Annotated in this window: 21 protein-coding genes and 1 tRNA gene; 13 read left to right on the plus strand and 9 right to left on the minus strand. The window is 47.6% G+C overall.

All coding sequences use genetic code 11. The annotated features are described in order from the left end of the window. Positions 1-37 precede the first annotated feature (37 nt). From HQ50_RS03550 to HQ50_RS03565, 4 genes are read left to right on the plus strand one after another with little or no spacing between them, the layout of a single operon-like run. On the plus strand, positions 38-862 hold the full coding sequence (locus HQ50_RS03550; protein WP_080637697.1) for an outer membrane lipoprotein-sorting protein: 825 nt from the start codon (positions 38-40) through the stop codon (positions 860-862). 3 nt (positions 863-865) lie between these two features. Then, complete coding sequence (locus tag HQ50_RS03555) at positions 866-2,140, plus strand: DUF1302 family protein (RefSeq protein WP_052074887.1); 1,275 nt, start codon at positions 866-868, stop codon at positions 2,138-2,140. 24 nt (positions 2,141-2,164) lie between these two features. Beyond that, the gene (locus tag HQ50_RS03560) at positions 2,165-3,919 is read left to right on the plus strand and encodes an ABC transporter ATP-binding protein (protein WP_039428299.1); all 1,755 of its coding nucleotides are present in this window, start codon (positions 2,165-2,167) and stop codon (positions 3,917-3,919) included. Between the two features lie 46 nt (positions 3,920-3,965). Then, positions 3,966-5,672, plus strand: coding sequence for an ABC transporter ATP-binding protein (locus tag HQ50_RS03565; RefSeq protein WP_039428302.1), 1,707 nt, complete (start codon positions 3,966-3,968; stop codon positions 5,670-5,672). A gap of 40 nt (positions 5,673-5,712) precedes the next feature. Here the strand turns inward: HQ50_RS03565 and HQ50_RS03570 are convergent, their stop codons facing one another. The 5 genes from HQ50_RS03570 to HQ50_RS03590 all read right to left on the minus strand — a co-directional run bounded on the left by HQ50_RS03570 (position 5,713) and on the right by HQ50_RS03590 (position 10,087). Further along, the gene (locus HQ50_RS03570) at positions 5,713-6,351 is read right to left on the minus strand and encodes a LysE family translocator (RefSeq protein WP_018965376.1); all 639 of its coding nucleotides are present in this window, start codon (positions 6,349-6,351) and stop codon (positions 5,713-5,715) included. A gap of 202 nt (positions 6,352-6,553) precedes the next feature. After that, a complete protein-coding gene (locus HQ50_RS03575) occupies positions 6,554-7,603 on the minus strand; it encodes a porin (protein ID WP_039421041.1) in 1,050 nt (349 codons plus the stop codon). A gap of 50 nt (positions 7,604-7,653) precedes the next feature. Beyond that, positions 7,654-8,403, minus strand: coding sequence for an ABC transporter permease (locus HQ50_RS03580; protein ID WP_039421043.1), 750 nt, complete (start codon positions 8,401-8,403; stop codon positions 7,654-7,656). Beyond that, positions 8,400-9,098, minus strand: a complete 699-nt coding sequence (locus HQ50_RS03585) for an ABC transporter ATP-binding protein (protein WP_039421045.1) — start codon at positions 9,096-9,098, stop codon at positions 8,400-8,402. Before HQ50_RS03585 ends, HQ50_RS03580 begins: the two co-directional genes overlap by 4 nt. 50 nt (positions 9,099-9,148) lie before the next feature. After that, positions 9,149-10,087, minus strand: a complete 939-nt coding sequence (locus tag HQ50_RS03590; protein WP_039419112.1) for an ABC transporter substrate-binding protein — start codon at positions 10,085-10,087, stop codon at positions 9,149-9,151. A 125-nt stretch (positions 10,088-10,212) separates the two neighbouring features. Here HQ50_RS03590 and mutY point away from each other — a divergent pair, with 125 nt between their 5' ends. The 4 genes from mutY to HQ50_RS03615 all read left to right on the plus strand — a co-directional run bounded on the left by mutY (position 10,213) and on the right by HQ50_RS03615 (position 15,351). Continuing rightward, on the plus strand, positions 10,213-11,364 hold the full coding sequence (gene mutY, locus HQ50_RS03595; RefSeq protein WP_081960039.1) for an A/G-specific adenine glycosylase: 1,152 nt from the start codon (positions 10,213-10,215) through the stop codon (positions 11,362-11,364). Positions 11,365-12,544: 1,180 nt separating this feature from the next. Next, positions 12,545-13,831 carry a T9SS type A sorting domain-containing protein gene (locus HQ50_RS03600; RefSeq protein ID WP_039423866.1) on the plus strand — a complete coding sequence of 429 codons (1,287 nt, stop codon included), beginning with the start codon at positions 12,545-12,547 and terminating at the stop codon, positions 13,829-13,831. A gap of 375 nt (positions 13,832-14,206) precedes the next feature. Beyond that, positions 14,207-14,785 (plus strand): 30S ribosomal protein S16, encoded by a 579-nt coding sequence (locus tag HQ50_RS03605; protein WP_039420417.1) that lies wholly within the window; start codon positions 14,207-14,209, stop codon positions 14,783-14,785. 495 nt (positions 14,786-15,280) lie between these two features. Next, a tRNA-Gln gene (locus HQ50_RS03615) sits at positions 15,281-15,351 on the plus strand. Between the two features lie 247 nt (positions 15,352-15,598). Here the strand turns inward: HQ50_RS03615 and trxA are convergent. Further along, entirely contained in the window at positions 15,599-15,913 is a 315-nt protein-coding gene (gene trxA, locus HQ50_RS03620) for a thioredoxin (protein ID WP_004583434.1), read from the minus strand. A gap of 49 nt (positions 15,914-15,962) precedes the next feature. Further along, positions 15,963-19,649 (minus strand): DNA polymerase III subunit alpha, encoded by a 3,687-nt coding sequence (dnaE, locus tag HQ50_RS03625; RefSeq protein WP_039428306.1) that lies wholly within the window; start codon positions 19,647-19,649, stop codon positions 15,963-15,965. Between the two features lie 37 nt (positions 19,650-19,686). Between dnaE and HQ50_RS12365 the strand changes: the two genes are divergently transcribed. Further along, positions 19,687-19,821 (plus strand): hypothetical protein, encoded by a 135-nt coding sequence (locus tag HQ50_RS12365; RefSeq protein ID WP_018965386.1) that lies wholly within the window; start codon positions 19,687-19,689, stop codon positions 19,819-19,821. Here HQ50_RS12365 and xpt read toward each other — a convergent pair whose 3' ends face one another. After that, a complete protein-coding gene (gene xpt, locus HQ50_RS03630; protein WP_018965387.1) occupies positions 19,822-20,397 on the minus strand; it encodes a xanthine phosphoribosyltransferase in 576 nt (191 codons plus the stop codon). Between the two features lie 36 nt (positions 20,398-20,433). Further along, entirely contained in the window at positions 20,434-21,771 is a 1,338-nt protein-coding gene (locus HQ50_RS03635; RefSeq protein ID WP_039420414.1) for a nucleobase:cation symporter-2 family protein, read from the minus strand. Between the two features lie 309 nt (positions 21,772-22,080). On the opposite strand from HQ50_RS03635, the gene HQ50_RS10635 reads away from it, so the two are divergent. The 4 genes from HQ50_RS10635 (at position 22,081) to HQ50_RS03650 (ending at position 25,506) form a co-directional block, all read left to right on the plus strand. After that, positions 22,081-22,278, plus strand: a complete 198-nt coding sequence (locus HQ50_RS10635) for a DUF1661 domain-containing protein (RefSeq protein ID WP_230587865.1) — start codon at positions 22,081-22,083, stop codon at positions 22,276-22,278. Between the two features lie 143 nt (positions 22,279-22,421). Continuing rightward, entirely contained in the window at positions 22,422-23,762 is a 1,341-nt protein-coding gene (locus tag HQ50_RS03640; protein WP_039428639.1) for a T9SS type A sorting domain-containing protein, read from the plus strand. Positions 23,763-24,006: 244 nt separating this feature from the next. Further along, positions 24,007-24,753 carry an ABC transporter permease gene (locus HQ50_RS03645; RefSeq protein ID WP_018965389.1) on the plus strand — a complete coding sequence of 249 codons (747 nt, stop codon included), beginning with the start codon at positions 24,007-24,009 and terminating at the stop codon, positions 24,751-24,753. A gap of 18 nt (positions 24,754-24,771) precedes the next feature. After that, on the plus strand, positions 24,772-25,506 hold the full coding sequence (locus HQ50_RS03650; protein WP_018965390.1) for an ABC transporter ATP-binding protein: 735 nt from the start codon (positions 24,772-24,774) through the stop codon (positions 25,504-25,506). Positions 25,507-25,595: the final 89 nt, after the last annotated feature.

The following is a 25,595-nucleotide window of genomic DNA, read 5'->3' on the forward strand; positions in this document are numbered from 1 at the left end:
ATGAATTTTTGCCCACCGCAAGGGTCGGGGAAGACTAATAAGTAGAACAGCTAACAAAAACGAAAAAACGATGAAACGATTGGCAAAGACCTCCCTCCTGACAGCCATGGCGGCGATGGTCTCTTTCAGCATCTCAGCCCAGACCGGGCGCGACATAGCACAGCGCGTAAAAGACCGCCCCGACGGTGACACGCGCCGCTCCGAACTCACGATGAAACTCATCAACAAGCGAGGTGCCGTACGAGAGCGCAAGCTCATTTCCTACTCCATCGATACGGGCAAGGATAAGAAAGACAGGAAGACTATCATGTTTTTCCTCTATCCGGGCGATGTCAAAGGAACCGGTTTCCTCACATGGGATTATGATCAGATCGGCAAGGACGATGACAAATGGCTCTACCTGCCGGCGATGAAGAAGACTCGTCGCATCAGTGGAGCATCTGCCAAGAAGGACTACTTCATGGGCAGTGACTTCACCTACGACGACATGGGCAGCCGCAATGTGGACGAGGATACGCACAAGCTCCTCGGCGAAGAGACTTTCGGCGGGCATAAATGCTGGAAGTTGGAGTCCACGTCCAAGGATCAGCGCGATGTTTTCTCCAAGAAAATCGCTTGGATCAGGCAGGATTGCCTGATACCCGTCAGGGTGGAGTATTACGATAAAATGAACAAGCTGCATCGTCTCTTGGAGCTTTCCGAGATCACGAAGGTCGATGGCTTTTGGCTGGCACAGAAGATGGATATGTCCAATGTGCAGACGGGACATCGGACTGTACTGGAGATCAGGACGCCGGAGTTCAACCGCCCGATCGACGAATCCAAGTTTAGCGTTACCTCTCTCGAAAAAGGCTCTCTCTAAACCATGAAACCGCAGACAAACACGGTGCTACGCCTCCTGCTTTCGCTGGTAAGCATCCTCATCTTCCTCCCTTCTCGGATGTGGGGACAGGAAGAAGAGCGAAGCTCCCGATACGAGTTCAAAGGATTCGTGGACACCTACCATGCCGTACGCAGTACTTCTCCCTTCGATTTCATGAGTTCGCGTACGAGAGTGAGGGGCGAGTTGGAGAGATCGTTCGGCAATTCGAAAGTAGCCGTATCGGTCAATGCCACCTACAACGCTCTGCTGAAAGACGAGACCGGCTTACGCTTGCGTGAGGCCTTCTTCGAACATCAGGAAGACCATTGGGGCTTGCGCCTCGGACGGCAGATTGTCATCTGGGGGGCTGCCGATGGTGTGCGCATCACGGATCTGATTTCGCCGATGGATATGACTGAATTTCTGGCACAGGATTACGATGATATTCGCATGCCGGTCAATGCTTTGCGCTTTTCTGTCTTCAACGAGTCTATGAAACTGGAAGCCGTGGTGCTGCCCGTATTTGAGGGATACCGCCTGCCGGTGGATCCTCGCAATCCTTGGAATATCTTCACACACACATCCATTGCTCAGGGGATGAATATCGTCTGGAACGAAGAAGCCGGCAAACCGGCCATGAAGGTCGCTAATATCGAATACGGTGCACGATGGAGTGCTACGCTCTCCGGTATCGACTTCTCTTTGGCTGCTCTGCATACATGGAACAAGATGCCCGTCATCGAAGTACAGAGTATCGTGCCGATGGAGATTGTCGTCAGTCCTCGTTATTATCGTATGGGATTTGTCGGTGGCGACCTCTCCGTACCCATCGGACAGTTTGTTCTCAGGGGAGAGGCTGCATTCAACATAGACAAACACTTCACCTATAAGAGCTATGCCGAACAGCAGGGTTTCCAGACGATCAACTGGCTGGCCGGAGCCGATTGGTATGCTTCCGGCGAATGGATGATCTCGGGACAATTCTCGATGGAAAGCATATTCGGGTATAGGGATTTCATTTCTCAAAGGCAACACTCCGCCCTGCTTACCCTCAACGTTTCCAAAAAGCTCCTTGGTAGCATGCTCCAGCTCTCGAACTTCACCTACTACGACCTCACGAGCAAAGGGTGGTTCAGTCGTTTTGCTGCCGACTATGCGCTGAACGACCAGATACATCTGATGGCCGGATACGACTGGTTCGGCAGCAAGGGCAGCGGTATTTTCGATCGCTACAAAGACAATTCCGAACTCTGGTTCAAAGCCCGCTATAGCTTCTAATAACAACAGAAACGACCAATACAAATGAACGACACAATCAAAAAAACAAAAGCCTATATGGGCAACCGAGCCATCCTCTTGCCCGTTTCATTAGTGCTTTCGGGTCTCAACGGGCTTGTCTCCTTGGTACCGTTCGTGTTGATATGGCTGATCGTGCGCACGCTCCTTGGAGGAGAGGGCACCATCGAGGATAATCAGGTATTTGTCTATGCCTGGTGGGCAGTCGGCATAGCTGCATTCGGTGTCTTGGCCTATTTCCTCTCCCTTTCCCTTTCGCATCTTGCTGCTTTCAGAGTAGAGGTCAATATGCGTCGGGAAGCCATGCGCCGTGTAGTGCGTATGCCATTGGGTTACTTCGACAAACGCCTGAGCGGAAAGATGCGTAAGGTCATTGATGAGGACTCTTCGCAGACGCATACATTCATTGCTCATATCTTGCCCGATGTTATAGGCAGCATGATGGCTCCCGTCGGGGTGCTGGTACTGATCTTCGTGTTCGATTGGCGGTTGGGTATTGCCTGCCTGCTCCCGATTGCTTTTGCCGTGGGAGCCATGTCTTTTATGTTGAATCCGAAGCAAAATAAGTTCCAGCGAAGGTATCTCGATGCACAGGAGAAGATGGGGAGTGAAGCCGTAGAGTATGTGCGTGGCATACCGGTAGTAAAGGTCTTCCAGCAGAGCGTTTATTCCTTCAAGCGTTTCTACCAAAGTATCATCGAGTACAAGAAATTGGTGACCGAATACACTTTGGGATGGCAGAAACCGATGGCTTTCTATGTCATGTTCACCAATAGCTTTGCTTTTTTCCTCGTTCCTGTAGCCGTTTGGCTTATAGCCCAAACCGGCAATACGGCGAACATAATAGCCGATATGTTTCTGTACTTGCTGATTACACCCGTTTTCACGACCAATATCATGAAGATGGCCTACCTGAATCAGAACCTCTTTTTACTGAATGAGACAATAACCAGACTGGAAAATTTGACATGGGAAGAACCCCTTGCCACGCCCGAAAGGCCGCAAATTCCCGTCTCGAATGAGGTCTCTTTCGATCATGTTACTTTTCGCTATGCCGGTACAGTGCAGGATGCTGTCAGCGATGTCAGTTTTTCCATTCCTTCGGGACAAACCTATGCACTGGTCGGACCTTCCGGAGGAGGTAAGACCACTATAGCCCGACTCATCCCCCGCTTTTGGGATGCTACCGAAGGTAGTGTGCGAATCGGTGGAGTAGATGTAAGGGATATAGCCAAAGAAGAACTGATGGACAGGATCTCTTTCGTCTTTCAGAATGCCAAACTCTTCAAAACGACCATTCGTGAGAATATTACCTATGGCACCCCGGATGCTTCCGAGGGGGCTTTGTATCGTGCCATCGATCTCTCTCAGAGCCGTGAGATTATAGAGCGTTTGCCCGATGGGTTGCAAACGAAGATAGGGGCCGAAGGCACGTATCTCTCCGGAGGGGAGCAGCAGCGCATAGCTTTGGCTCGTGCCATACTCAAGGATGCTCCTATTGTGGTGCTTGATGAAGCAACAGCCTTTGCCGATCCTGAAAATGAGCAGCTGATACAGCAGGCTTTGCACGAACTGACGAAAGGGAAGACGGTGCTGATGATTGCCCATCGGCTGACGAGTGTGCAGCATGTGGATCGTATCCTTGTGATTGAGAAGGGACGAATCGTCGAACAGGGTACCCACGAAGAACTCCTATCACAAGGTGGTCTTTACAAATCCATGTGGGAGGAATACCGGCGATCCGTTTCTTGGACATTATGAAAGAAGAAATACACATAATTACCTCTAATCGAAACGAAACAAATCTATGATACGATATTTCCAACGCCGATTCGCTCTCTCTCGTAAGGGTGCACAGGATCTTGCCAAAGGCATTGCATGGACTACGGTTTTGAATGTCGGATTTATGTTGCCTGCCATATTCACTTTTCTTTTCCTCGAAGACTATCTGCAAGGATCCACCAGACATGGCATTGGGTATTATATAGCCATGGGAGCGGCTTTTATGGCGGTGCTCTTCGTCATAGCTCTCTTCCAATACACGAGCCTGTATACTAAGATATATGCCGAGAGTGCGAACCGCCGTATCACCTTGGCTGAAAAGCTACGCAAACTGCCGCTGGCTTTCTTCGGAGAGAAGAATCTTTCCGACCTGACTTCCACCATGATGGAGGATAGTACAGTGATGGAGACGGTATTCTCTCACAGCATCCCTCAGCTCTTTGCATCGTTGGTCAGTCTCTTTTTGATCGGTATTGGACTCTTTTGCTATAATTGGCAGCTGTCACTGGCTCTCTTTTGGGTTGTGCCTTTAGCGGCCTTGGCTATTATCTGTTCCAAAAAGATGCTGGACCAATCATTCCGCTCGAACTACCATATCAAACGAGAGGTCACCGAGCACATACAGGAAGGGATCGAGCACATACAGGAGATAAAATCATACAATGGCGAAGAAGAGTTTGCCCAGCGTTTCGATGCCAAGCTCCATGCCTATGAGAAGAGCCTGATTCGAGGTGAACTTGTCGTAGGTACCTTCCTTAATGCTTCCCATATTATCCTCAAGCTGGGACTGGCCTCTGTGATTATAGCAGGAGCTTATCTCTTGTCGGAGGGGGCTATCGATCTCTTTACCTATTTGGTCTTTCTGCTTATCGGATCGAGCATATATAATCCTATTGGTGAAGTGTTCAGCAATTTGCTTCTCTTACAATACCTCGACGTACGCATTGATCGGATAAGAGAAATGAATGCTATGCCGATGCAGGAGGGCAAAACGGATTGTGCGGTACAAAACTTCGATATCATATTCCAAAATGTAGACTTCTCTTATGAAGAAGGGAAGCAAGTATTGCGCAATGTATCGTTTACAGCCAAACAGGGCGAAGTGACAGCCCTCGTAGGCCCTTCGGGCGGAGGAAAGAGCACTTCGGCCAAGTTGGCAGCACGCTTTTGGGATATAGACGGGGGAAAGATCTTTTTGGGTGGGGAAGACATTTCACAAATCGAACCCGAAACCCTGCTACGTCATTATGCCATCGTCTTCCAAGATGTACTGCTCTTCAATGCATCGGTGGCCGATAATATCCGTATAGGTAAGCCCGATGCCACGGATGAAGAGCTGAAACGCGTAGCTCGGCTGGCAAGATGCGACGAATTTGTAGATCGTCTGCCGAATGGATACGACACTTTGATCGGTGAAAATGGTGAGAACCTTTCAGGAGGCGAACGTCAGCGCATCTCTATTGCCAGAGCCTTGCTCAAGGATGCTCCGATTGTGCTCCTTGACGAAGCCACGGCAAGTCTGGATGTCGAAAATGAAACCAAGATACAGGCCGGTATATCCGAGCTGATCAAGAACAAGACAGTCCTCATTATCGCTCATCGTATGCGCACTGTAGCCAATGCGCACAAGATCGTTGTCCTCAAAGATGGCACAGTGGCCGAATGTGGCAGTCCGACCGAATTGATGGTGATGAACGGTGAGTTTGCCCGAATGGTAGCGGCTCAAAAGTAAGAAACGGAAAGAGAGCTTTAGCCCCGTAGGGGCGAGTGTGCTAATTCAAGATGTCGGACAAACCGGCAAACAATCCGAAAACGGATATAACCATAAAAATGACGGCTACGATGCGGTTGAACCACCGTATGCCAACGACATTGATCCGATTGCGTAGCAGGCTGAAGAGATAAGTGATAAGAGACCACCAGCCGATCGCCCCCAAAGCGATACCCAACATGCCGGAGGTGTAACCGACTAACATCTTCCCGGGAATATCGGTGACGAAGTTGAAACGGGAATAAAGGGCGATAAAAAAGAAGATGATGAAAGGGTTGGATAGCGTAAGACCGAAAGAGCTTAGTACGGTATGCCATACGGAAAAGTTGTTGTCCTTGTCGTCCACCTTGAAAGAAGGGGCTGTCCGATACAGATATATGCCGAATAGAAACATGACCACACTGCCGAGAAGCTGTAGCCAAGCTTCATTGCTGTCGATGAAGTTCATTACCAAACCTATCCCCAGATAGGTGGCAGTGGCATAGAAGAGATCGCTAAGCATGGCACCGATACCGGTGTAGAACCCATCGCGTCGTCCTCGGTGCAGAGTCCTTCGGATACAGAGAACCCCGATCGGCCCCATAGGAGCCGACACGAGAATGCCGATGAGAATACCGTATAGAATTGAAGAGGCAACCATGCCGTAGAAAGGGAAAAAAACTCCTTATTGTCCCGCTATGTGGGATTGCAAAGATAAACATTCTACCCCGTTATATCCTAATCCGTTTTTTGCCGGTTTTCTTGAAAAGAAAAAGTCCGGAACGAGGAGGCAACCTCCTGATCCGGACTTTCGCATCAAAAAACAGCTTGATAATCGGCTTTCCTATTGCTCCGATCTACTGTCAGAACGCTACCTGCACCTGTGTTAGCAGGGCGTGTGTGCTGTTGTGCTCACCTTTCGGATTACTCAATACATACTGTGCCTGCAAGCGACACTTCGGGAAGAACCAGTACTGAAGGCCGGCTGTAATATTATGAACGTGTTGTCTTGCGTACAGATTCATAAAGTCATACGAGCCGATGATATCGAGGTTTTTGAACAGTCGGCCTACTCCGGTGGTGTAAAATCCTTTGGTAATCAAGTCATTGTCCTTTCCTTCAAGATATTCGGTACGCAGGTCGAAGTACTTCGAGCGAAACATTCCTCCTACACTCCAGCGAGATCTGTCGTATAAATCTCCGTCCATAATTTGCATGCCATCGATTGGGGCCGGAAGTTTTCCCAAAGCCACAGTCTTACCGCTTATGAAGCTGCCGGTAAAGGAAAGACATTCGAGTGGTCGGAGCGTAAGGCTGCCCTCCACGGTTTTATGCTTGGATCCATCGAGCGTATTCATGCCTTGGCCGTTGAGTACTCCAAGGCGATAGCCGAGCATGTCGTTGAAGAGATCGCCATAGATTTCCAAACCGATGTCGCGTCCGCTTTGAGCACCCATAAGAGGATCGGAACCATTTCCTGCTGCGAGGAAGTTGGAAATCATCGATCCGCATGAGATAGTTTCGATAATAGATGGAGATAGTTGGTTTTCGATCGAAAAAGCTGTTTTGAACTGTCCCAATCGTATTCCGAAACCCGAACAGGCGCGAAAAGATGTGTAAAGTTCCAAATTGGTGTATCCTTTCGCGAAATCAGGAATGAAGGTTACAGACCATTTGTTCGTGATGGCAATATCGGCACGAAGGGCGATGCGTTTCACGTCGAACGTGTTGTAGTTCTCCTCATCGGAATCCATCGCAGGGAGCCACAAGGAGGAAAATCCTGCCTGTGCATAACCGGCGAGGCTAACCCGTTCTTTGATTGCATTGAAAATACTGTTTGCGGGCTTTTGGGCGCAAATACTCCCTGCCCCCAGCATCACCAAGGATGCAGCTAATAGATGTTTTACTTTCATTTCTTGAGCGTTATTGTTTTGTTGAATGATAATTTTCTTTGTTTATGTGGCTAACTGTTCCTCCATCTGCACAGTGCGGTCTCAAGACCATCCACAAGCAAAAAAAGGAAAAAACCTGCCATCCCTAAAACCACGATGCCTACGTACATCTCCGTATAGCTGATACGCATCCATGCATCGACAATGAAGAATCCCATGCCCTTGTTCGTCCCGTATGTCTCTGTCACGAAGAGTACCGATATGGCTGTCCCGATGGCTACTCGTAGTGTAGAGAGTGCTTCGGGAGTAATGGCCGGCAGGATCAGATGGCGCATGAGCTGAGCATGAGTGGCACCCAATGAGGTAAGGACAAGGAAGCTCTCTTGGGGAATGTTGCGAAGACTGTCGCGCAGATTGACGATGATTTGGAAGATGATGATCAGTACGATCATAATTATTTTGGTCACATCGCCCAGTCCTGCCAAGAGCATGATGATCGGTAGGAGTGCTAATTTGGGGATAGGATAGCAGAAATAGACGAACGAATCCATCACACGGCCGAAGCTCTTGTAACGGAACATGGAGAGCGCGACAATGAGTCCCAAGACGAGGGCTATCGAAATGCCGATGACGATTCGTCGCAAGCTCGCCAACAGATGTGCGGACATGGACTGCTGCCATACCGTTCCTATTTTGGAGTAAACAGTAAGGGGATCCACCAGCACAGGGGTATTGAGGAGCAGTGCAGCCAGATGCCACAGGAGATTGAGCAGTAGAGCACCCACGAGCACTCGCCCCAGAAATCCTTTTGTCTTTCTCATACTTCGATCCGGTTCAGCATTCTACGGATGGTATCGGTATCCGGACGTTCGCACAAGCCTCTGATTCGTCCGGGCATGCCCCCTATGACGGCTACCCGGCTACTCATTGCTACGGCTTCTTCCACATTATGCGTTACCATAACGGTGGTGACCCGATGTTTATCCCAAAGTCCAAGGAAGAGTTGCCTGCTTTTCTCGGCTGTGAGCATATCGAGAGCTGCGAATGCTTCGTCAAGCAGGAGCAACTGTGGACGTTGGAGAAAGACTCGTGCCAGTGCCACGCGCTGACGTTGTCCTCCGCTTAGTTCCCTCGGATACCGATGCAATATGTCCGACAAGCCGAGGATGCGTACAATGCTCTCAAACTCCGGCATCTCTATGGCTTCCTTTCGCAGGGTATATGGAAGTACGATATTCTCACGTACTCGTTTCCATGGCAGAAGTCCATATTGCTGGGGAACTATCCCTATGGAAAATGATTTCGGATTCAGAGGTTTCCCATCGAATAGCACTTCTCCCTCATACTCTGTCAGCACGCCTGCCAAAACGTGCAGGAATGTCGATTTGCCACAGCCCGAAGGTCCCGTTACGGCAAAAATCTCTCCTTCGGGAATATTCAGTGAAAGACCGTCCAATGCTTTCACTTCCGTACTCCTGTGGCGATATGTAACGGCCAGATTGCGAATAGAGATCATTTGCCTAATGGAAGAATCTGCGTTTCGTCTGTCTCTTGATTATACCGGATTTAGCGGATCAGATCCTTGCCGGTATAGTCGCTCGGTACCAATTTCTTGGCGTGTAGCCAGTCGATAGTTTGTTGCAGATCTTCCATCGTGGGCTTCTGTCCATGTGTATAATCGGGCAGAATCACATCGTCTACCAAGGGTTCGGGTACACCGACATCTTCGATCAGGATATTTCGGATGGCATTTCTATCGTGTGAATGGATGTAGTCCACGGCCAGATCGTATCCTCGAAGCAGTATATCGATGGCTTCTTGCTTCTCTCTGATGACACTGCCGGCAAACATCGCTCCGGTTACGAATATGCCCAGATCCTGTGTGGAGACAAAGGACATCATTCCATCTGCCATCGCAATGGTAATGAATGGATCCGGTAGGACGGCTGCATCGATCTGTCCGCTGCGAAGCATTTCCAAGCGCAAAGGGATCTTATTGACCTCGGTCTTGGTTATGTCGCTTTCGGCCAGTCCTGCGGTATTGATGATTCGGTCGGTGGTGTACTCAATGACCGTATTGCGCGATATACCCAGATTCTTTCCTTTGAGGGTTTCCAAGCTCTCACCCGTATAATCTTTGGACATTACCAGCCGGAAGTATCCGTCGAGACGCATCACCAGTTGCAGATCGATGCCTCCGGCTTGCTGCATGGCTGCTCCCGTATAGTCGATGACAGTACCCTCCACATTGCCCGAATGGAAAGCCGCATCACGTTCATTGGGTGAATAAAACTTGACAATCTCCAGTTTCAGCCCGAGTGAATCGTAAATGCCGGTTTTCTGTGCTACAACGAAAGGCAGATAGTCCATGGAAGGCATGGCTCCGAGAGAGAGGGTATAAGGCTCTTTTTGTTTGTCTGCAGAGCTTTTCCTATTACCACATGAAGAGAGGGTGATGCTCAAAACAGCCAGAGCAAGGAGGGTAAAAAAAGAAAAATTTTTCATCGCGTTCTCTGATTGTGAAAGACTATGGTCGCATTCCAAGTATCGAAATGAGTTACAAAGATGCAAAGAATTACATACATCAGTTTATATCTTTGCACAAACAACATTTCCTATTCCAATCCTGCATGACAAATTCCTCTTCCCGAACGAGAAGTCTACCGTCGGAAAGCAAGATCGATCCTCTTCCTTATTTCCCTGAATTGCGAAGGCTACTGGCCGAATGGTACGATGCCAATAAGCGGGATTTGCCGTGGAGGCAAACGGACGATCCCTATTGTATCTGGATATCCGAGATTATACTGCAGCAGACGCGAGTGGAGCAGGGGAGGGACTATTATCATCGCTTTATCGAACGCTTCCCCGATGTCCGCTCCTTGTCTCTTGCATCTGAAGATGAGGTGCTGAAGCAGTGGGAGGGCTTGGGCTATTACTCCCGGGCGCGCAATCTGCATCGGGCAGCCCGTATGATAGTCTCTGACTTCGGAGGTAGCATACCTCGTACGAGGCAGGAGATACTGCGACTACCGGGTGTCGGGGATTATACGGCTGCAGCTGTTCTCTCCTTTGCCTATGATCTGCCTTTTGCGGCAGTGGACGGAAATATCTTTCGTGTCATCAGCCGACTGATGAATCTTGATACGCCGATAGATACCCCTGCCGGCAAGAAGCTTTTTTCTTCCTGGGCCGATGCTTTGCTCGACAGGGAAGCTCCGGCAAGGCACAATCAGGCCATTATGGAGTTTGGGGCACTTCATTGTACACCCACGTCTCCTTCTTGCCTGCTATGCCCGGTACGCCATTTTTGCATGGCCGATACAGCCGGTTGTGTCGATGCTTTGCCGGTCAAGAAAGGTGGACTTAGGATTACGAATCGCTATCTCTATTTCATTTATATACGGGTTATCACCCCCACCGGCGTCTACACTTATATTCGAAGGCGTCCGAGTGGAGATATATGGCAGGGTTTGTACGAGTTTCCCTGTGTCGAGCTATCCGATCATGCAGTTTTAGAGACCTTATTGCTGTCTCCCGAATTGGGTGGTTTGCTACGATCCGTTTCCGGTAGTATGGATAGCTTACCATTCAAAACATTCAAGCACCAGCTTACGCATCGCAACTTGTGGATTCATGGCTATAGGCTTACAGCCCGTCTCGATGAAGCTCCCGAACTGGATGGCTACCGCTGCATCCGAGAGGAACAGCTTGACGATTTTGCCTTTCCCCGTGCCCTCAATTTGCTGCTTGAGGCACTGCCTCTTTCTGATAATGATAGATGAATAGTGCATGTCTAAGTGAAAAATTTTTCTATCTCGAACATTGACAATATCGACGAATATTTGTTCGGAAACTATGAATTTTATACTCAAGTCTTTTTGTTATATTTGCAGCTGATAAAACACTTTTGTTCGATATTAATGATCGCTATTGAAAGTGCTTTTCGATTGAATAGAATTGCTTGCTAAATGACTGAATGATAAAAATATGCGCACTGAATTTCTCCACTTCTATAGCCGTTTTGGCTTATCCGTTTTTGTGTATTTATATACTTCTTGTCCCAAGGAGTCGATAGATTTCCATCGTGATTATGAGGTGTAAACCGGAATAACTCTCACTGATAGTGCAAACATAGATAAGGCACGCAACAAATTCGCTGAAGAATTTGTTGCGTGCCTCTTTTATATCACCTTCTTAAAAGGCTTTTTATGTCATGCATTTTATATATAAATAGAATTCGATTTATATATTTATCGGGATCAATTTATATATAAATCGAAAACGATCTATATACAAATCGAAAATGATTTATATACAAATCGTTTTCTTGTCTCCCCAAAGTCATGTTTCGATCTGAAAAAGTCCATTCTCCGAACTTTCAAACTTCAAAATTCGCTTCTTCTTAACCTCTTATTTGGAATCATTCCAAACTCGTCTTCGTTGTTGAAAACTTTTTTGGCACGTGTTTTTTCCCTACAAGATGATACAAAACAGGGAAGCCTCTTTTCCTTTTACGTGAGGCTCCCTTATTGTTTGGACGAGTGAGACTTCATGGAGATAACAGACAGTATGCGAATGGCTTCTGCCGCCATACGGCTTTCGAGATTGGAATCTTTCGAGCCGAAAAAATGCTCTCACAAGCGGAATTTTCGACATTTGCTTACGTCGAATCCAGGTCAGGCCGGTAGTGCCGGAATGTGCAACAGCTGACAAATTGCTTCCGGATATTTAGCATTAATCGGAGGAATACTATATTTGCGACCGAAAACAAGAGATCGCTCACAAAACGACTACTCTATCCGCCGATCAGGATTGCTAATCTTGCAATTGTCGATATTCTTTGTGCCGATGGAGTCGATCGACATTCTGTATTAGAAAGATTTCGCATTCGTTTTGCCGGTTCTCTTGAAGCTGTTAGAATCGAATCCGTGGTAAGACCACAAATAGAAAACCAATACTAATATGAAATTTTCATCCAAGAAAATCTTCGCAATCTTTGCATTGCTGATGATGGGGCATACTGTGCAGGCACAGTTTGTTCCGGCTCCGACCACAGGAGTACGTATGTCCGTAACGACGAACAAGGCAGTAGGGGAAAAGATCCGATTGCTGGTTCATTCCGTAGAGAAGAAAGGGATATGGATAGATCTCAATGGAGATGCTACCTATCAAAGCGGAGAGGAAATAACCCTTTTCGATGAGGAATACCACGAATATACACTGGGGGCGCAGACCATAACCGTATATGGCAATACGACCAGATTGGGGTGTAAAGAAACAGGTGCAACGGCTGTCGACGTAACGAAAAACCCGAACTTGACCTATCTGTCATGTACCAACAACAAACTGAAATCGCTGGACTTGACCCAAAACAAAAAGCTGTTGCGGGTCTGGTGTGATTCCAACGAAATAGAGAGTTTGGACCTGAGTGGCAATCCGGCTTTGATCATCCTCGGCTGTGACAGGAATAAGCTGACTGAGCTGAAGACCGACAAAAACCCCAAGTTGGCTAATCTATGGTGTTCCGATAATGAGCTGAAAGAACTGAATCTGACGGCCAATCCCCGACTCAATGACCTTTGGTGCTTTGGCAACCGGATCACGAAACTTGATCTGAGTGCCAATCCTCTACTGATAACACTTTGGTGTAGCGACAATGAGCTTTCGACCTTGGATCTTTCCAAGAATCCGGATGTTGCTTACGTTTGGTGCTCATCGAACAAACTTACATCCTTGAATCTGTCGGGGGTGAGGGGGCTGAGCGTTTTGGATTGTCATTCCAATCTGATCGCAGGTGAAGAAATGACAAAGGTAGTAGATGCTCTGCCCACACTCTCTCCCGGTGTGGGTGCTCAGAGCAAGTTCGTCGTTGTAGACCTCAAAGACACTGATGAGAAGAATATCTGTACCGTAAAGGATGTGGAAAAGGCTAAAAGTAAGAACTGGCGGGTATTCGACTTCAATGGTGATGCTGACAATATGCTTCCATACGAAGGAAGTCCGACATCGAGCTTGGCAGTAGATGCTCCCTCTATCAGGATATATCCCAATCCGGTAAGAGGATATGCGCTCGTCGAGATCCCCGAATTTCTTTTGGGGCAGGAAGCTGCTTTATACGATATAAATGGGGTAAAAGTCTATAGTTTCGCAGTAGAGACTCTCCGTCAGAACATTGACCTGACGCATCTTCCTGACGGCACTTATTTCTTCCGTCTCGATAACTATACCACTAAGCTCATCAAACAGTAAGCGAATCCTGCCATAGGCAACGAATAAGAGTAAGAGGGTATCTCTTGATAAATTGGAACTGCCAATTGACAAGAGATACCCTCTTTTTTTAAGATTTTACCTCGTTAAAGTCCGGCTTGCTTGCCTGTCCATGCCTATAAATCCGCTTGTGTATGTTTTAGGATGCAGACAAAAATGGTAGCATATAGTTAGTTCAACCATGATCAATCCGATCAAACTCCCCCCCCCTCAGAAAAATATCTTACGTGTAAACTATGCATGAGAATCGAATGTGTAATGCCCCCAAAGCAAAAAATCACTTTGTATGTTCCATTTTAATAGTCTATCTTTGCGGCTGCTAATACAATAGCGAACGCAAATAATAAATTCAAAAGAATGGCAACAAAAATCAGATTGCAACGACACGGTCGCAAAGGTTATGCCTTTTACAAGATCGTTGTCGCAGACAGCAGGGCGCCACGAGATGGCAAGTTTATTGAAAGGATCGGTTCATACAATCCGAACACGAATCCTGCTACAATAGATTTGAATTTCGAGCGCGCTTTGTATTGGATCGGTGTAGGTGCACAGCCTACCGACACGGCACGTAATATCTTGTCACGTGAGGGTGTACTCATGATGAAGCATCTCCTCGGTGGTGTTAAGAAGGGTGCTTTTGATCAAGCTGCAGCAGAAAGCAAGTTCGAAGCTTGGTTGAAGGGTAAAAAAGACGCCCTTAACAACATGAAGATTAAGGTGAAAGAAGCTGCCGTAGCAGACAACAAGGTTAAGCTCGAAGCAGAGAAGGCCGTAAACAAGGCTCGCGCAGAAGCTGTGGCAGAGAAGAAAGCTGCTGAGGCCAAAGCTAAGGCTGAAGCAGAAGCCGCTGCCGCTGCCGAAGAGACTGCCCAGACGGAAGAGGCTCCGGTAGAAGCCGCTGCTGAAGAAGCTCCTGCGGCTGAGAGCGCAGAATAATTACCGACGAATTTTTCCAAATGACAGAGGGTGTTTCGCTTGCGATACACCCTCTGCTGTTTTTATACGACAGACTTTTTCCTTTTACCATTGCAATCAAAGATCAAGCAACGGAACGGCGAGATTATTTTCAGAGAGTGATAGAGAAAATAGAGGCTGTCTTTTCAAGGTGGGACAAATCCCCTTCGGGAGCAAAGCCAACTTGGCTATTATGATCGAAGAACAAAGGGAGGCCGCCAAGGACAAATCGTTCAACGGTACGGGTATCGACCTCGAAAAATCCTTCGCTCAAACGGGGAAGAGACGGCAGCGTATCTCTTGGGATTCGACGGACTCGATGTGTGAAACATGGAGGCATTGGCCTGATTTCTCGTATCTGATAAGAGCCTCTGAAGAATATTTTCTGTCAGATAACAGGAAAACAGTTGTGTATTTGCCGAAAATACATATCTTTGCAGCGCAATTGAGAGGAATCTTCTCCGTTGCTATGAGGATTGTCTCATGGTGTAATGGTAGCACAACAGGTTTTGGTTCTGTTTGTCAAGGTTCGAATCCTTGTGAGACAACGATAGAGAAAGGGTTGCATCGGATAAGCGTAAACTTCCGGACTGCAACCCTTTCTCTTTGTTGGTGTCGCCTCTTAAATCACCGTATTTGCCTCCCAAGTGTTCAGCAGCCATGAACTTCTGCAACGACGCTTACTAAATGCTCTCCCGCTCTGCCCTGAGAACGAAAAACAAAAAGTCCTGTCTGACGATGCAAAAGATAGCATGTCAGACAGGACTTTTCTTTGGAATGCCAATACCGACTTAATTAAAACAAGGCATCCAATTCTTTCTTGAATACGTCTTTGGACTGAGCGCCCACAAGCTTCTTTACCACTTCGCCGTTCTTGATGAACAGGATGGTAGGGATATTACGTACGCCGTACTTCATGGGCAATTCCGTATTTGCATCCACATCCACCTTTCCTATGATAGCTCGTCCTTCATATTCCGCTGCCAGTTCGTCGATGATCGGACCTACCATGCGGCAAGGACCGCACCATGTAGCCCAGAAATCCACTACCATCGGCTTGCCTTCTGCTACCAAGCCGTCAAATGTTGCATCTGTAATTTGCAGTGCCATAACTTTGTTCGTTTTTAATTGGTTATTATTCTTGTTTATAATGATTGGTCTATTCAAGTGCAAAATTAATCTCGCAAGCCTTCAATCGATTCACCAGTTCGGGGGATACTTTGATCAGCGATTTATGTTGTGCCAGCTCGACGTCGAAAGTTTCCGTATGGTCGTACACTTTGATAAATAACATCGTTTTTCCCGAATTGTTTGTCAATTCGTCCGATAGCGTTTCGATCAGTTCATTGTCGATCTTCGATGCCGGCAGCAAGATGGTCATCTTTTTGATCAAAGTATCGGCCACTTGCGGAAGCAGTTCTATCGTGTTTACAGTCAATTCCAACTCACCTTGTTTCCACTTATGAGGCTGGACGGATGCCCGAATGAGGAGATAGAGGCCTTCCTTGCAATAATTGCCGAAATTCACATGCGACTGTCCGAAAAGAGGTATTTCGCCGGTACCGGACAAATCCTCCAGCGTAATCTTCGAATATGGATTGTTCGAGCGGGATATGCCCTGAAATGCCTTGGTTACGATACCGGCCATAATCAGATTTTTCCCTACCAGGGACTCCAGATCGGCCAAGTCTGTTGCATGCGTATTGCAATAGTGGTCGAGGATCACTTGATACTGAGCCATAGGATTGGAGCTAAGGTAGAGCCCCACAAGTTCACGTTCTTTATTGAGTCTCTCCAAGTCGTTCCACGGTTCTGTGGGAGACGGTTGTGGACGAGGGATCATCATATCTTCTTCCTCTCCAAAGAGAGAATTACTCTGGCTGTGCTTTTCCTCCTGCACCACGGAGCCATAGCGCATCAGTGCTTGTATGTACGACTCCTCCTTACCCGTCAGAGGAGGAGCCATATATTCCTCTCGCGACAGACCGAAGCTGTCGAAAGCACCAGCCAACGCCAAGCTCTCCATCGTCTTACGGTTGCAAGCGGAGAGATTGATCCGCTCCACAAAATCGAAGATATCCTTATAAAATCCGTTGGCTTCACGCTCGGCAATGATCTGCTCCACGGCTCCTGATCCTACACCTTTCACAGCACTGAGACCGAATCGGATGTCTCCATCGGCATTCACCGAGAATTTCATTTCGGACTCGTTCACGTCAGGCACCAATACGCCGATCTTCATGGATTTGCACTCATCCATGAGTTTAGTGATTTCTGTGATGTTGTTCAAGTTGCGACTCAAGGCCCCGGCCATGTATTCAGCCGGATAGTTCGCTTTCAGATAGGCCGTTTGATAGGCTACCCAACTGTAGCAGGTGGCATGACTCTTGTTGAAAGCGTAGCTGGCAAACTTCTCCCAGTCCGCCCAAATCTTCTCCAGCACATCTTTGGGATGTCCATTTCGGGCTCCCCCTTCGAGGAACTTCACCTTGAGGACGTTCATCTTCTCGATGAGCTTTTTACCCATAGCCTTTCGAAGCTCATCGCTCTGGCCTCGGGTAAAATCGGCGAGCTTACGACTCAGAAGCATGACCTGCTCCTGGTACACCGTCACGCCGTATGTCTCTTTGAGATACTGCTCCATCTCCGGCAGGTCGTAATAGATAGGTTCACGCCCATGCTTACGCGCGATAAACGATGGGATATAGTCCATCGGTCCGGGACGATAGAGCGCGTTCATCGCTATCAAGTCCTCGAATGCAGAGGGCTGCAGCTCCCGAAGATACTTTTGCATCCCACCGGATTCGAATTGGAAAGTACCTATGGTACGTCCATCGCTGTATAGCTTATACGTAAGGGGATCGTCGAGCGGGATCGTGTCTATATTCAAGTTGATGCCATGGCGTCGCTTGATGTTGGCCAGAGCTTCCTTGATGATGGAGAGCGTTTTCAGCCCTAGGAAGTCCATTTTGATCAGCCCCGTCTGCTCGATGACAGAACCTTCGTATTGGGTGACCAGCAGTTCCTCCTTCGTGTCTTTGTCCGGAGCCGTACTGACCGGAACGATATCGCTGATGTCTGTTTTCCCGATGATGATGCCGCAGGCATGCACACCCGTATTGCGCACATTTCCTTCCAGCATTTGGGCGTATTTCAGGGTGTCGCGCATTACCTTGTCGGAGCTTAGCGATGCTTGCTTGAGTTCGGGAACAAATTCTATTGCTTTTTTCAGATTGACTTTCTTCTCTCCGGGAATCTTGTCCGGTACGAGCTTAGCCAAACGATTGCTTTCGGGCAAGGGCAACCTCTGTACGCGAGCCACATCCTTAATGGAACTCTTTGTGGCCATTGTACCATAGGTGATGATATGGGCCACACGTTCTTTGCCGTATTTTTCCGTCACCCAACGAAGTATTTCGGCACGCCCGTCATCATCGAAGTCGACATCGATATCAGGCATGGAGATACGATCGGGATTGAGGAAACGCTCGAAAAGCAGATGGTATTTGATCGGATCAATGTCCGTGATGCCCAGACAGTAGGCTACAGCCGATCCCGCAGCTGATCCTCGGCCGGGTCCGACAGAGACGCCCATACCGCGCGCGGCAGCGATGAAATCCTGTACGATGAGGAAATAGCCGGGGAACCCCATTCCTTTGATCGTTTCCAACTCAAAGTCGATACGCTCTTTTATCTCGTTGGAAAGATCCTCTCCATACTTGCGTCTGGCTCCCTCGTAGGTAAGGAAGCGCAGGTAGTCGTCATCATCCTTAAACTCGGGCGGAATCGGAAAGTCCGGCATCAGGGCCTTGTTGTCAATGCTGTAGAACTCTACCTTGTCAAGAATTTCCAACGTATTGGACAGCGTCTCCGGCAGATCCTCGAAAATGGTATTCATTTCTGCCGTTGTCTTCATCCATTCCTGCTTGGTATAACGCATCCTGTTCGGATCGTCCAGATCCTTACCCGTACTCAGGCAGATCAGACGATCGTGCGCCTCAGCATCTTCTTCATTGCAGAAATGGACATCGTTAGTGGCAATTACCTTGACGCCCAACTTCTTGGCAAGCTCGAGTATCACGCGGTTTACGCGCTGCTGCTGGGGGAAAACATCCTGATTGCCGAGCGGATTGTGCGTCTCGTGCCGCTGAATCTCCAAGTAGTAATCATCCCCAAAAATCTCCTTGAACCAAAGAATAGACTCCTCGGCTTTGCCGATCTCTCCGGCCATGATATGTTGCGGGATCTCTCCGCCCAGACAGGCCGAAGACACGATGATACCTTCATGGTACTTCTGCAACAACTCCTTGTCGATACGCGGACGATAATACTGCCCTTCGGTCCATGAATAGCTGACCATTTTGATCAGATTCTTATACCCCTGCAAGTTCTTCGCCAGCAGGATCAAGTGCCAACCGCTGGCATCGATGGAACGTCTGGGATGGTACGGGTCAGGAATTTGGCTGTCCTTGTCGAAGCGTGTACGTCGAGCGCAATAAGCCTCACAGCCGAGTATGGGTTTGAAGAGGAGCCTTTTCGTCTCCTCTATTTTCTGTTGTAGCTTGACGATGCGATCGCGCTCTTCGTCGGTCAGCAGATCTGCACTCTTCGAGTCGTTCAACTGATCCAGTTCACGCCTGCAGTCCTTCAGCGTAGCATTGTGCCCGCTATTCTTCTTCTCCACATAGTTGTAAAACTCCTTGATGCCGAACATGGCTCCATGATCGGTCAGAGCAATACCGGGCATACCGTCAGCAATGGCTTTGTCCACCAAGTCATTGATAGCGGCCTGTCCGTCAAGCAGAGAGAATTGGGAGTGTACGTGCAGATGTACGAAGGGTTCCATCCTTGTAGTTTGTCTTTCGGGCAAAAGTACTCATAATATGCCTACAAAAGATGAGATTTCCGACCGAGAAATGGAAAACGGCACGCCTTTTATCGGGAGAAAAGAGAAGGGAAAAGCAACATCCCACCCGCTGAGTGCCGGCAGACGGGATGTGTATGGGATTGACGTGTAGTTAGTCTTCGTTTGCGATGGTTATACAGCAGTTGTCGAGGCTTTGGATGATCGCGAGCGACTCCACTCTTATGCCTCTTTCTTGCAGGGCTGCTCTCCCATTCTGAAAGGCTTTTTCTATGATAAAGCCCATACCGACAATCTTAGCACTTGTCTGTTCGGCCAAGTCGATGATCCCTTGAGCTGCATTGCCATAGGCAAGAAAGTCGTCAATGAACAGAATGCGATCGTCGGCAGTCAGAAAGTCGTGACTGATACAAACGGTGTAGTCCCGACTTTTGGTAAAGGAATGCACCGTAGTAGTCAGCATATTGTCCATCGTCTTGGGCTGTTTTTTCTTCACGAAGACCACGGGCAGATTCATAATATAACCTACCATGATAGCCGGGGCTATACCGCTGGCTTCGATGGTAACGATCTTGTTGACTCCGCTGTCGGCAAATAGTCGTGCAAACTCTTCGGCCACCTGGTACATCAGCTTCGAGTCCATCTGGTGATTGATGAAGCTATCGACTTTCAATATACCGCCCGGATAGCACTTGCCATCCTGCAAAATCCTCTGTTTGAGCAATTCCATAAGACAATGATTGGGTTTTCTACCTGTCCGCCCATTTTATTTGCCGCGGATAAGTATATTAGAGATAATAGCTGCAAGACCACCGGTGGTGATTCCCGAAGAGAAGATCCCTCTCAGATCAGGAGATATGTTGCGCAAGATGTCCGGCATCAACTCGACACCTAAGCCCAGCGACAGACTAATGGCCAAGACCATCGTGGCTTTGCGGTCTATCTCCTGAGCTGCAATGATGCGTATCCCCGCTGCTGCTACCGTCCCGAACATCAAGAGCGTGGCTCCTCCCAATACGGGATCGGGCATCAGAGAAAAGATAAGACCGATACCCGGAAACAAGCCAAGCACGATGAGCATAGCGGCAATGTAATAGCCCACGCGACGACTGGCCACGCCCGTGAGCTGAATCAACCCGTTGTTTTGGGCGAAAATAGAATTGGGAAAAGAATTGAATACACCGGCAAGGAGGGAATTGAACCCATCGGCCAATACCCCACCCGATACACGTTTGATGTATTTATCGCCCTCCACCGGTTCGCCCGAAATCATCGAATTGGCAGTAATATCCCCCGTCGCTTCGATGGCTGTAATAAGATAGATGAGCCCTATGGCGATAAAGGACGAGATGTTCAGGCTAAGGCCGTATTTGAATGGGACAGGGATATTCAACAGCGCAATCTTCGTCGTCTCCATACCGGAGAGATCCACACGACCGAGGATGTAAGCTAAAGCATAACCGACGAGCAGACCGAGAACGATAGAACTCATACGAATGTATTTGTTCTTGCTCTTATTGAAGAAGAGGACGCTCACCAGGACGAGAGCAGCGATACTGAGATTTTGCCAGTTGCCGAAAGTCCCATCGCTCATAGCCGCATTGCCACCTCCACATGAGATAATCCCCACTTTGATCAGACTCAGACCGATCAGCAAGACTACGATTCCTGAAACGAGGGGCGTAATGATCCGCTTGAGATAACGGAAGCTGCGGCTGACGATCATCTCCACCGGAGCTGCTGCTATCGTACAGCCGAATATAAGCGGCAGACCGCCGGCCAAGCCGGCACTGATAATAGGGCCGATAAAAGAAAAACTCGTACCCTGCACGCACAGCAGTCCGGCACCCAAAGGCCCCACCCTTCGACATTGGATAAAGGTGGATACCCCCGAAGCGAACAGAGCCATGGAGACGAGGAAAGAAGTAGTCTCCAAATCCAGATTAAGTGCTCCTGCAATGATAAGCGGGGGGGTAATGATAGCCACAAAGATGGCAAGGAGGTGTTGGAAAGCTGCAAAGACAGCATCTTTGAAAGAAGGCTTGTCTTCGATCTTGTAGATCAGATCTATCTGAGGGGTAGCTTGATTCGGTGCGATGGCCATAGTACAATGAGTGTTTGTCCGATATTCCTTATTCTTCATCGTGAAGAGAGGCACAAAAATAATAATCAAAACGTACCCGATCACTTTACTGAACAAGAAATACGCATTTGCACATTGCCTTCTCATCGGTGCAGCCCTCTGATCATGAAGGAACAGCCTACGGCATCGCAACTTTCACAGCATACCTAACTAAAACATAAAACGCAGGCAAAACCTCGCGGAGAGTGAATTTTATTTCAGCACACGTCACACAACCGAAAAAACGGTGATTTGCCACCCCCAAAAACGTGGCGCGTAAAAGTTTTTCTTTTGGCTCGGGAAAAGAAAAAATCTCGAGCCAAAACGAAAAAAATCTCACTCCACTTTTCTCGAAAATACGAGCCACAATCGCAGCATTTGAGGTGCGGAAATATTTCTACCACGTTCAGACAGCTGGCGGATGATATCCGACCCCGGTTGTATTGTTCCCGTCTTATTTCTTTTGTGATTTTGTTGTTTTTGATATAATTATTACCTTTCGGCATGTGTCATATGATGATGTATTTCAGAGATTTGTTCTGTGTATTCATGGATTGTAAATGGAAAGGAAATCTGTAGCCGAAAGATGCGGATGAAATAAAATGATAAATAAACTAATAATCGAAAAGGAAATGAAAACAACAGTTCAACAAATTATTCTGTGTCTGGCTTTAATGATGTTAGGAGTATTGGGTGGAAATGCACAGAGCTTTTGGGAAGAAATAGTTCCTCCTTTTATCAGTAATGAGCCTAACGTTAAGTATATAATTCCCAGTATGGGGATTGATTCAAAGGGAACAGTCTATGTAACCGTGACAAAAAGGACTCAGCAGGGAGCAAATTATACTTCTGAGCAATTAGGTATATACTATCGTCCATTAGGAGATAATGCACAATGGTGGGAACATGATCCGTATTTTGATGACAAGTTAGTTACGGATATTCAGACAGATGCATACGGCAGAGTTTATGTATGTACGACTTCTTCTCGGGATCAAGAGTATCAACTGTATATAAACGAGCAGAACGAATGGAGATGTATATTCAAAACACCCGTGGCTACAGATGAACATGGTATGACCGTCTTCCGCTCTTCGACAGGGGTGACTTATATAGGTACTACACATCACATCTTTGCATCAGGTGTAAATGATTTCGAGTTCAACTCTATCTATGAAGACTCTACTCCTATGAGCTGTCGCTTTGCAGAGGCTACGAATAGTGGCACCATCTATCTGGCATTGATGCATGAAACCACAATGTCTACGACTATCTTTACTTATCAGAACGGTGAGTTCGTCGATATATCGGAAAGTGAATTGAGTAACTCGATTATTGCATCCATGTGCTCGAATAAAGAAGGTGATATAATAGCTCTTGTTACTTCATATACAGAACTTATGAGTGGAACCCTTGCGATCAGAAAAGCAGCTGAAGGAAAATGGCAACCTGTTGGCGGAGATATACAGAATGCGATCGTTCAAAATATATGCATGATGGACGATAACAAGATTGCTTGTGAAGTCTTTGGGTCTCCTATTGGGGTAGATGGTCGGACAAGAGTCTGTGTCTCTGATGCATCTGTCTTTGACTTTGAGTGGTATGAAGATGAAATATACGGAGGCCTGATATTTGACACTTTCTTCTATAGCCCTTGGGACAAACTTCTTTATGCGAAAGTTGGTGGAATAATGCTCAGGAGCAAAGAATCTCTTATAACCTCTTTCATTTCTCCGACAGTTGTACAGGGAGTGGATGTCTATACTTTGGCCGGGAAGATAAGGATCGAAAGTGAAACTCCGGTGTCTGAGGTATTGCTTTTCGACTTGGCTGGCAGGATGGTACTTCGGCAAACCGTTGATAATAAAATCTATTCGGATATAAATATTAACGGACTAAAGCGAAATGGTATTTATATAGTCTCGGTGCGACTCTCTTCCGGACAGGTATTCAGTCATAAGGTGCAGATATAGCCGATCTGTTGTAGCGTGATCACTTGACCTTGTCTCTAAAAAGCCTCTTGGGATATGTCTTTTGACCTCTTTACCAAGGGGCTTGTTCTATTTTACATGAATGCAGCTGTCAGCAGAAAGATACATGGTTAAGGGGTTGTCTTTCATGCTTGATAGATGGTAATTGTCATGTGGCTGACTTTGCTTTCGGAGTGTTTTGTCCGAAACCTCGTATATTTGTCAGGACTAATCCAAAGCAAAGCGAATGAACAATAAAACTCTGCAACAGATAGGAGAGTATACAAAATTGATGCAGCGGACATTTTCTCTGCCTAACAGGTGGAGGATGTCATTCAGGGAATTGATTAAGGAGATAGATAAGCTCGGAGTCGATTCGGTATGGATCGTAATTATCATTTCGTTCTTCATCGGAGCCGTTATCACCATCCAGCTTTCTCTGAATATGACCTCTCCACTCATTCCGCGCTTTACGATCGGTTATTCTACACGTGAGATCATTCTGTTGGAGTTTTCTTCCACGGTTATGTGTCTCATTTTGGCCGGTAAGGTGGGATCAAGTATTGCCTCCGAATTGGGAACCATGCGTGTGACAGAGCAGATCGATGCTATGGAAGTGATGGGTGTGAACTCGGCCAATTATCTGATCCTGCCTAAAATCATCGGATTCATGCTCTTCGTTCCGGTTCTAAGTATAATCAGTATGGCCACGGGTATTGTCGGTGGTTATCTGGCCTGTTCGCTGGTGCCGAATCTGCCTCGGAGCGACTTTGAGTATGGTTTGCAGCTTTTCTTTTCCCCTTACAATGTGTTTTACTCCATTATCAAGTCGGTGGCTTATGCTTTCATCATATCGAGCGTGGCCGGTTACTACGGTTATACAGTGAAGGGTGGAGCATTGCAGGTGGGGAAAGCAAGTACCAATGCCGTGGTTCAGTGCAGTATATTGGTGCTTGTGGCGGATTTGCTCCTCACTAATTTATTGCTTGCGTAAATGTTATACTAACGTATTATGATCGAAGTCAGAGAAGTCAGTAAGCAGTTCGAAGATAAGAAAGTACTCAACAATATCTCGGCGACATTCGAGACGGGCAAAACCAATCTGATCATCGGACGCAGTGGAGCGGGTAAGACCGTCCTGCTGAAGTGTATCATTGGGCTTATCGCTCCCACATCGGGAGAGGTATTGTATGATGGTCGAGATATTACGGTTATGAGTGAGAGTGAGCTGAAAATCCTGCGTCGTGAGGTCGGTATGCTCTTTCAGGGCTCTGCGCTCTTCGACAGTATGACGGTCATGGAGAACGTTATGTTTCCGATGAATATGTTTTCGAGCGATAAGCCGGCAGTCCGTCGCGAGAGGGCTAAGCACCTACTGCATCGGGTGGGGCTCTCCGATGCCAGACATAAGTATCCCAGCGAAATTAGTGGCGGTATGATGAAACGGGCTGCCATCGCCCGTGCGATTGCTTTGGGGCCGAAGTATCTCTTTTGTGACGAGCCTAACTCCGGTTTGGATCCGAAGACTTCGCTCGTCATAGACGATCTTATACATACTCTTACACAAGAGCATGGTATTACCACAGTAGTCAATACTCATGATATGAACTCCGTGAAGACAATCGGAGACAAGATTATCTACATCCGTCATGGCAGTAAGGAGTGGGAAGGATCGAGTGCAACGCTGAACTCTTCGGATTGTACGTCGCTCAAGAACTTTGTCTTTGCCAAGACAATGGAATACTGATGCTCTGTCAGCCGAGTATCTCTCGTCCTTTTCCTTCTTTCCATTCGCTCTCACGAAGCAAAATCGTTGACGAAAATTATTGACCGGAT

Source organism: Porphyromonas sp. COT-052 OH4946, from assembly GCF_000765965.1.
Taxonomy (GTDB): Bacteria; Bacteroidota; Bacteroidia; order Bacteroidales; family Porphyromonadaceae; genus Porphyromonas; species Porphyromonas gulae.

Bases quoted from the DNA above. Each gene is read 5' to 3' on its own strand.
- HQ50_RS03555 (WP_052074887.1), top strand. From the start codon at position 866: ATGAAACCGCAGACAAACACGGTGCTACGCCTCCTGCTTTCGCTGGTA.
- HQ50_RS03560 (WP_039428299.1), top strand. From the start codon at position 2,165: ATGAACGACACAATCAAAAAAACAAAAGCCTATATGGGCAACCGAGCC.
- HQ50_RS03565 (WP_039428302.1), top strand. From the start codon at position 3,966: ATGATACGATATTTCCAACGCCGATTCGCTCTCTCTCGTAAGGGTGCA.
- HQ50_RS03570 (WP_018965376.1), bottom strand. From the start codon at position 6,351: ATGGTTGCCTCTTCAATTCTATACGGTATTCTCATCGGCATTCTCGTG.
- HQ50_RS03575 (WP_039421041.1), bottom strand. From the start codon at position 7,603: ATGAAAGTAAAACATCTATTAGCTGCATCCTTGGTGATGCTGGGGGCA.
- HQ50_RS03580 (WP_039421043.1), bottom strand. From the start codon at position 8,403: ATGAGAAAGACAAAAGGATTTCTGGGGCGAGTGCTCGTGGGTGCTCTA.
- HQ50_RS03585 (WP_039421045.1), bottom strand. From the start codon at position 9,098: ATGATCTCTATTCGCAATCTGGCCGTTACATATCGCCACAGGAGTACG.
- HQ50_RS03590 (WP_039419112.1), bottom strand. From the start codon at position 10,087: ATGAAAAATTTTTCTTTTTTTACCCTCCTTGCTCTGGCTGTTTTGAGC.
- mutY (WP_081960039.1), top strand. From the start codon at position 10,213: ATGACAAATTCCTCTTCCCGAACGAGAAGTCTACCGTCGGAAAGCAAG.
- HQ50_RS03600 (WP_039423866.1), top strand. From the start codon at position 12,545: ATGAAATTTTCATCCAAGAAAATCTTCGCAATCTTTGCATTGCTGATG.
- HQ50_RS03605 (WP_039420417.1), top strand. From the start codon at position 14,207: ATGGCAACAAAAATCAGATTGCAACGACACGGTCGCAAAGGTTATGCC.
- trxA (WP_004583434.1), bottom strand. From the start codon at position 15,913: ATGGCACTGCAAATTACAGATGCAACATTTGACGGCTTGGTAGCAGAA.
- dnaE (WP_039428306.1), bottom strand. From the start codon at position 19,649: ATGGAACCCTTCGTACATCTGCACGTACACTCCCAATTCTCTCTGCTT.
- HQ50_RS12365 (WP_018965386.1), top strand. From the start codon at position 19,687: ATGCCTACAAAAGATGAGATTTCCGACCGAGAAATGGAAAACGGCACG.
- xpt (WP_018965387.1), bottom strand. From the start codon at position 20,397: ATGGAATTGCTCAAACAGAGGATTTTGCAGGATGGCAAGTGCTATCCG.
- HQ50_RS03635 (WP_039420414.1), bottom strand. From the start codon at position 21,771: ATGGCCATCGCACCGAATCAAGCTACCCCTCAGATAGATCTGATCTAC.
- HQ50_RS03640 (WP_039428639.1), top strand. From the start codon at position 22,422: ATGAAAACAACAGTTCAACAAATTATTCTGTGTCTGGCTTTAATGATG.
- HQ50_RS03645 (WP_018965389.1), top strand. From the start codon at position 24,007: ATGAACAATAAAACTCTGCAACAGATAGGAGAGTATACAAAATTGATG.
- HQ50_RS03650 (WP_018965390.1), top strand. From the start codon at position 24,772: ATGATCGAAGTCAGAGAAGTCAGTAAGCAGTTCGAAGATAAGAAAGTA.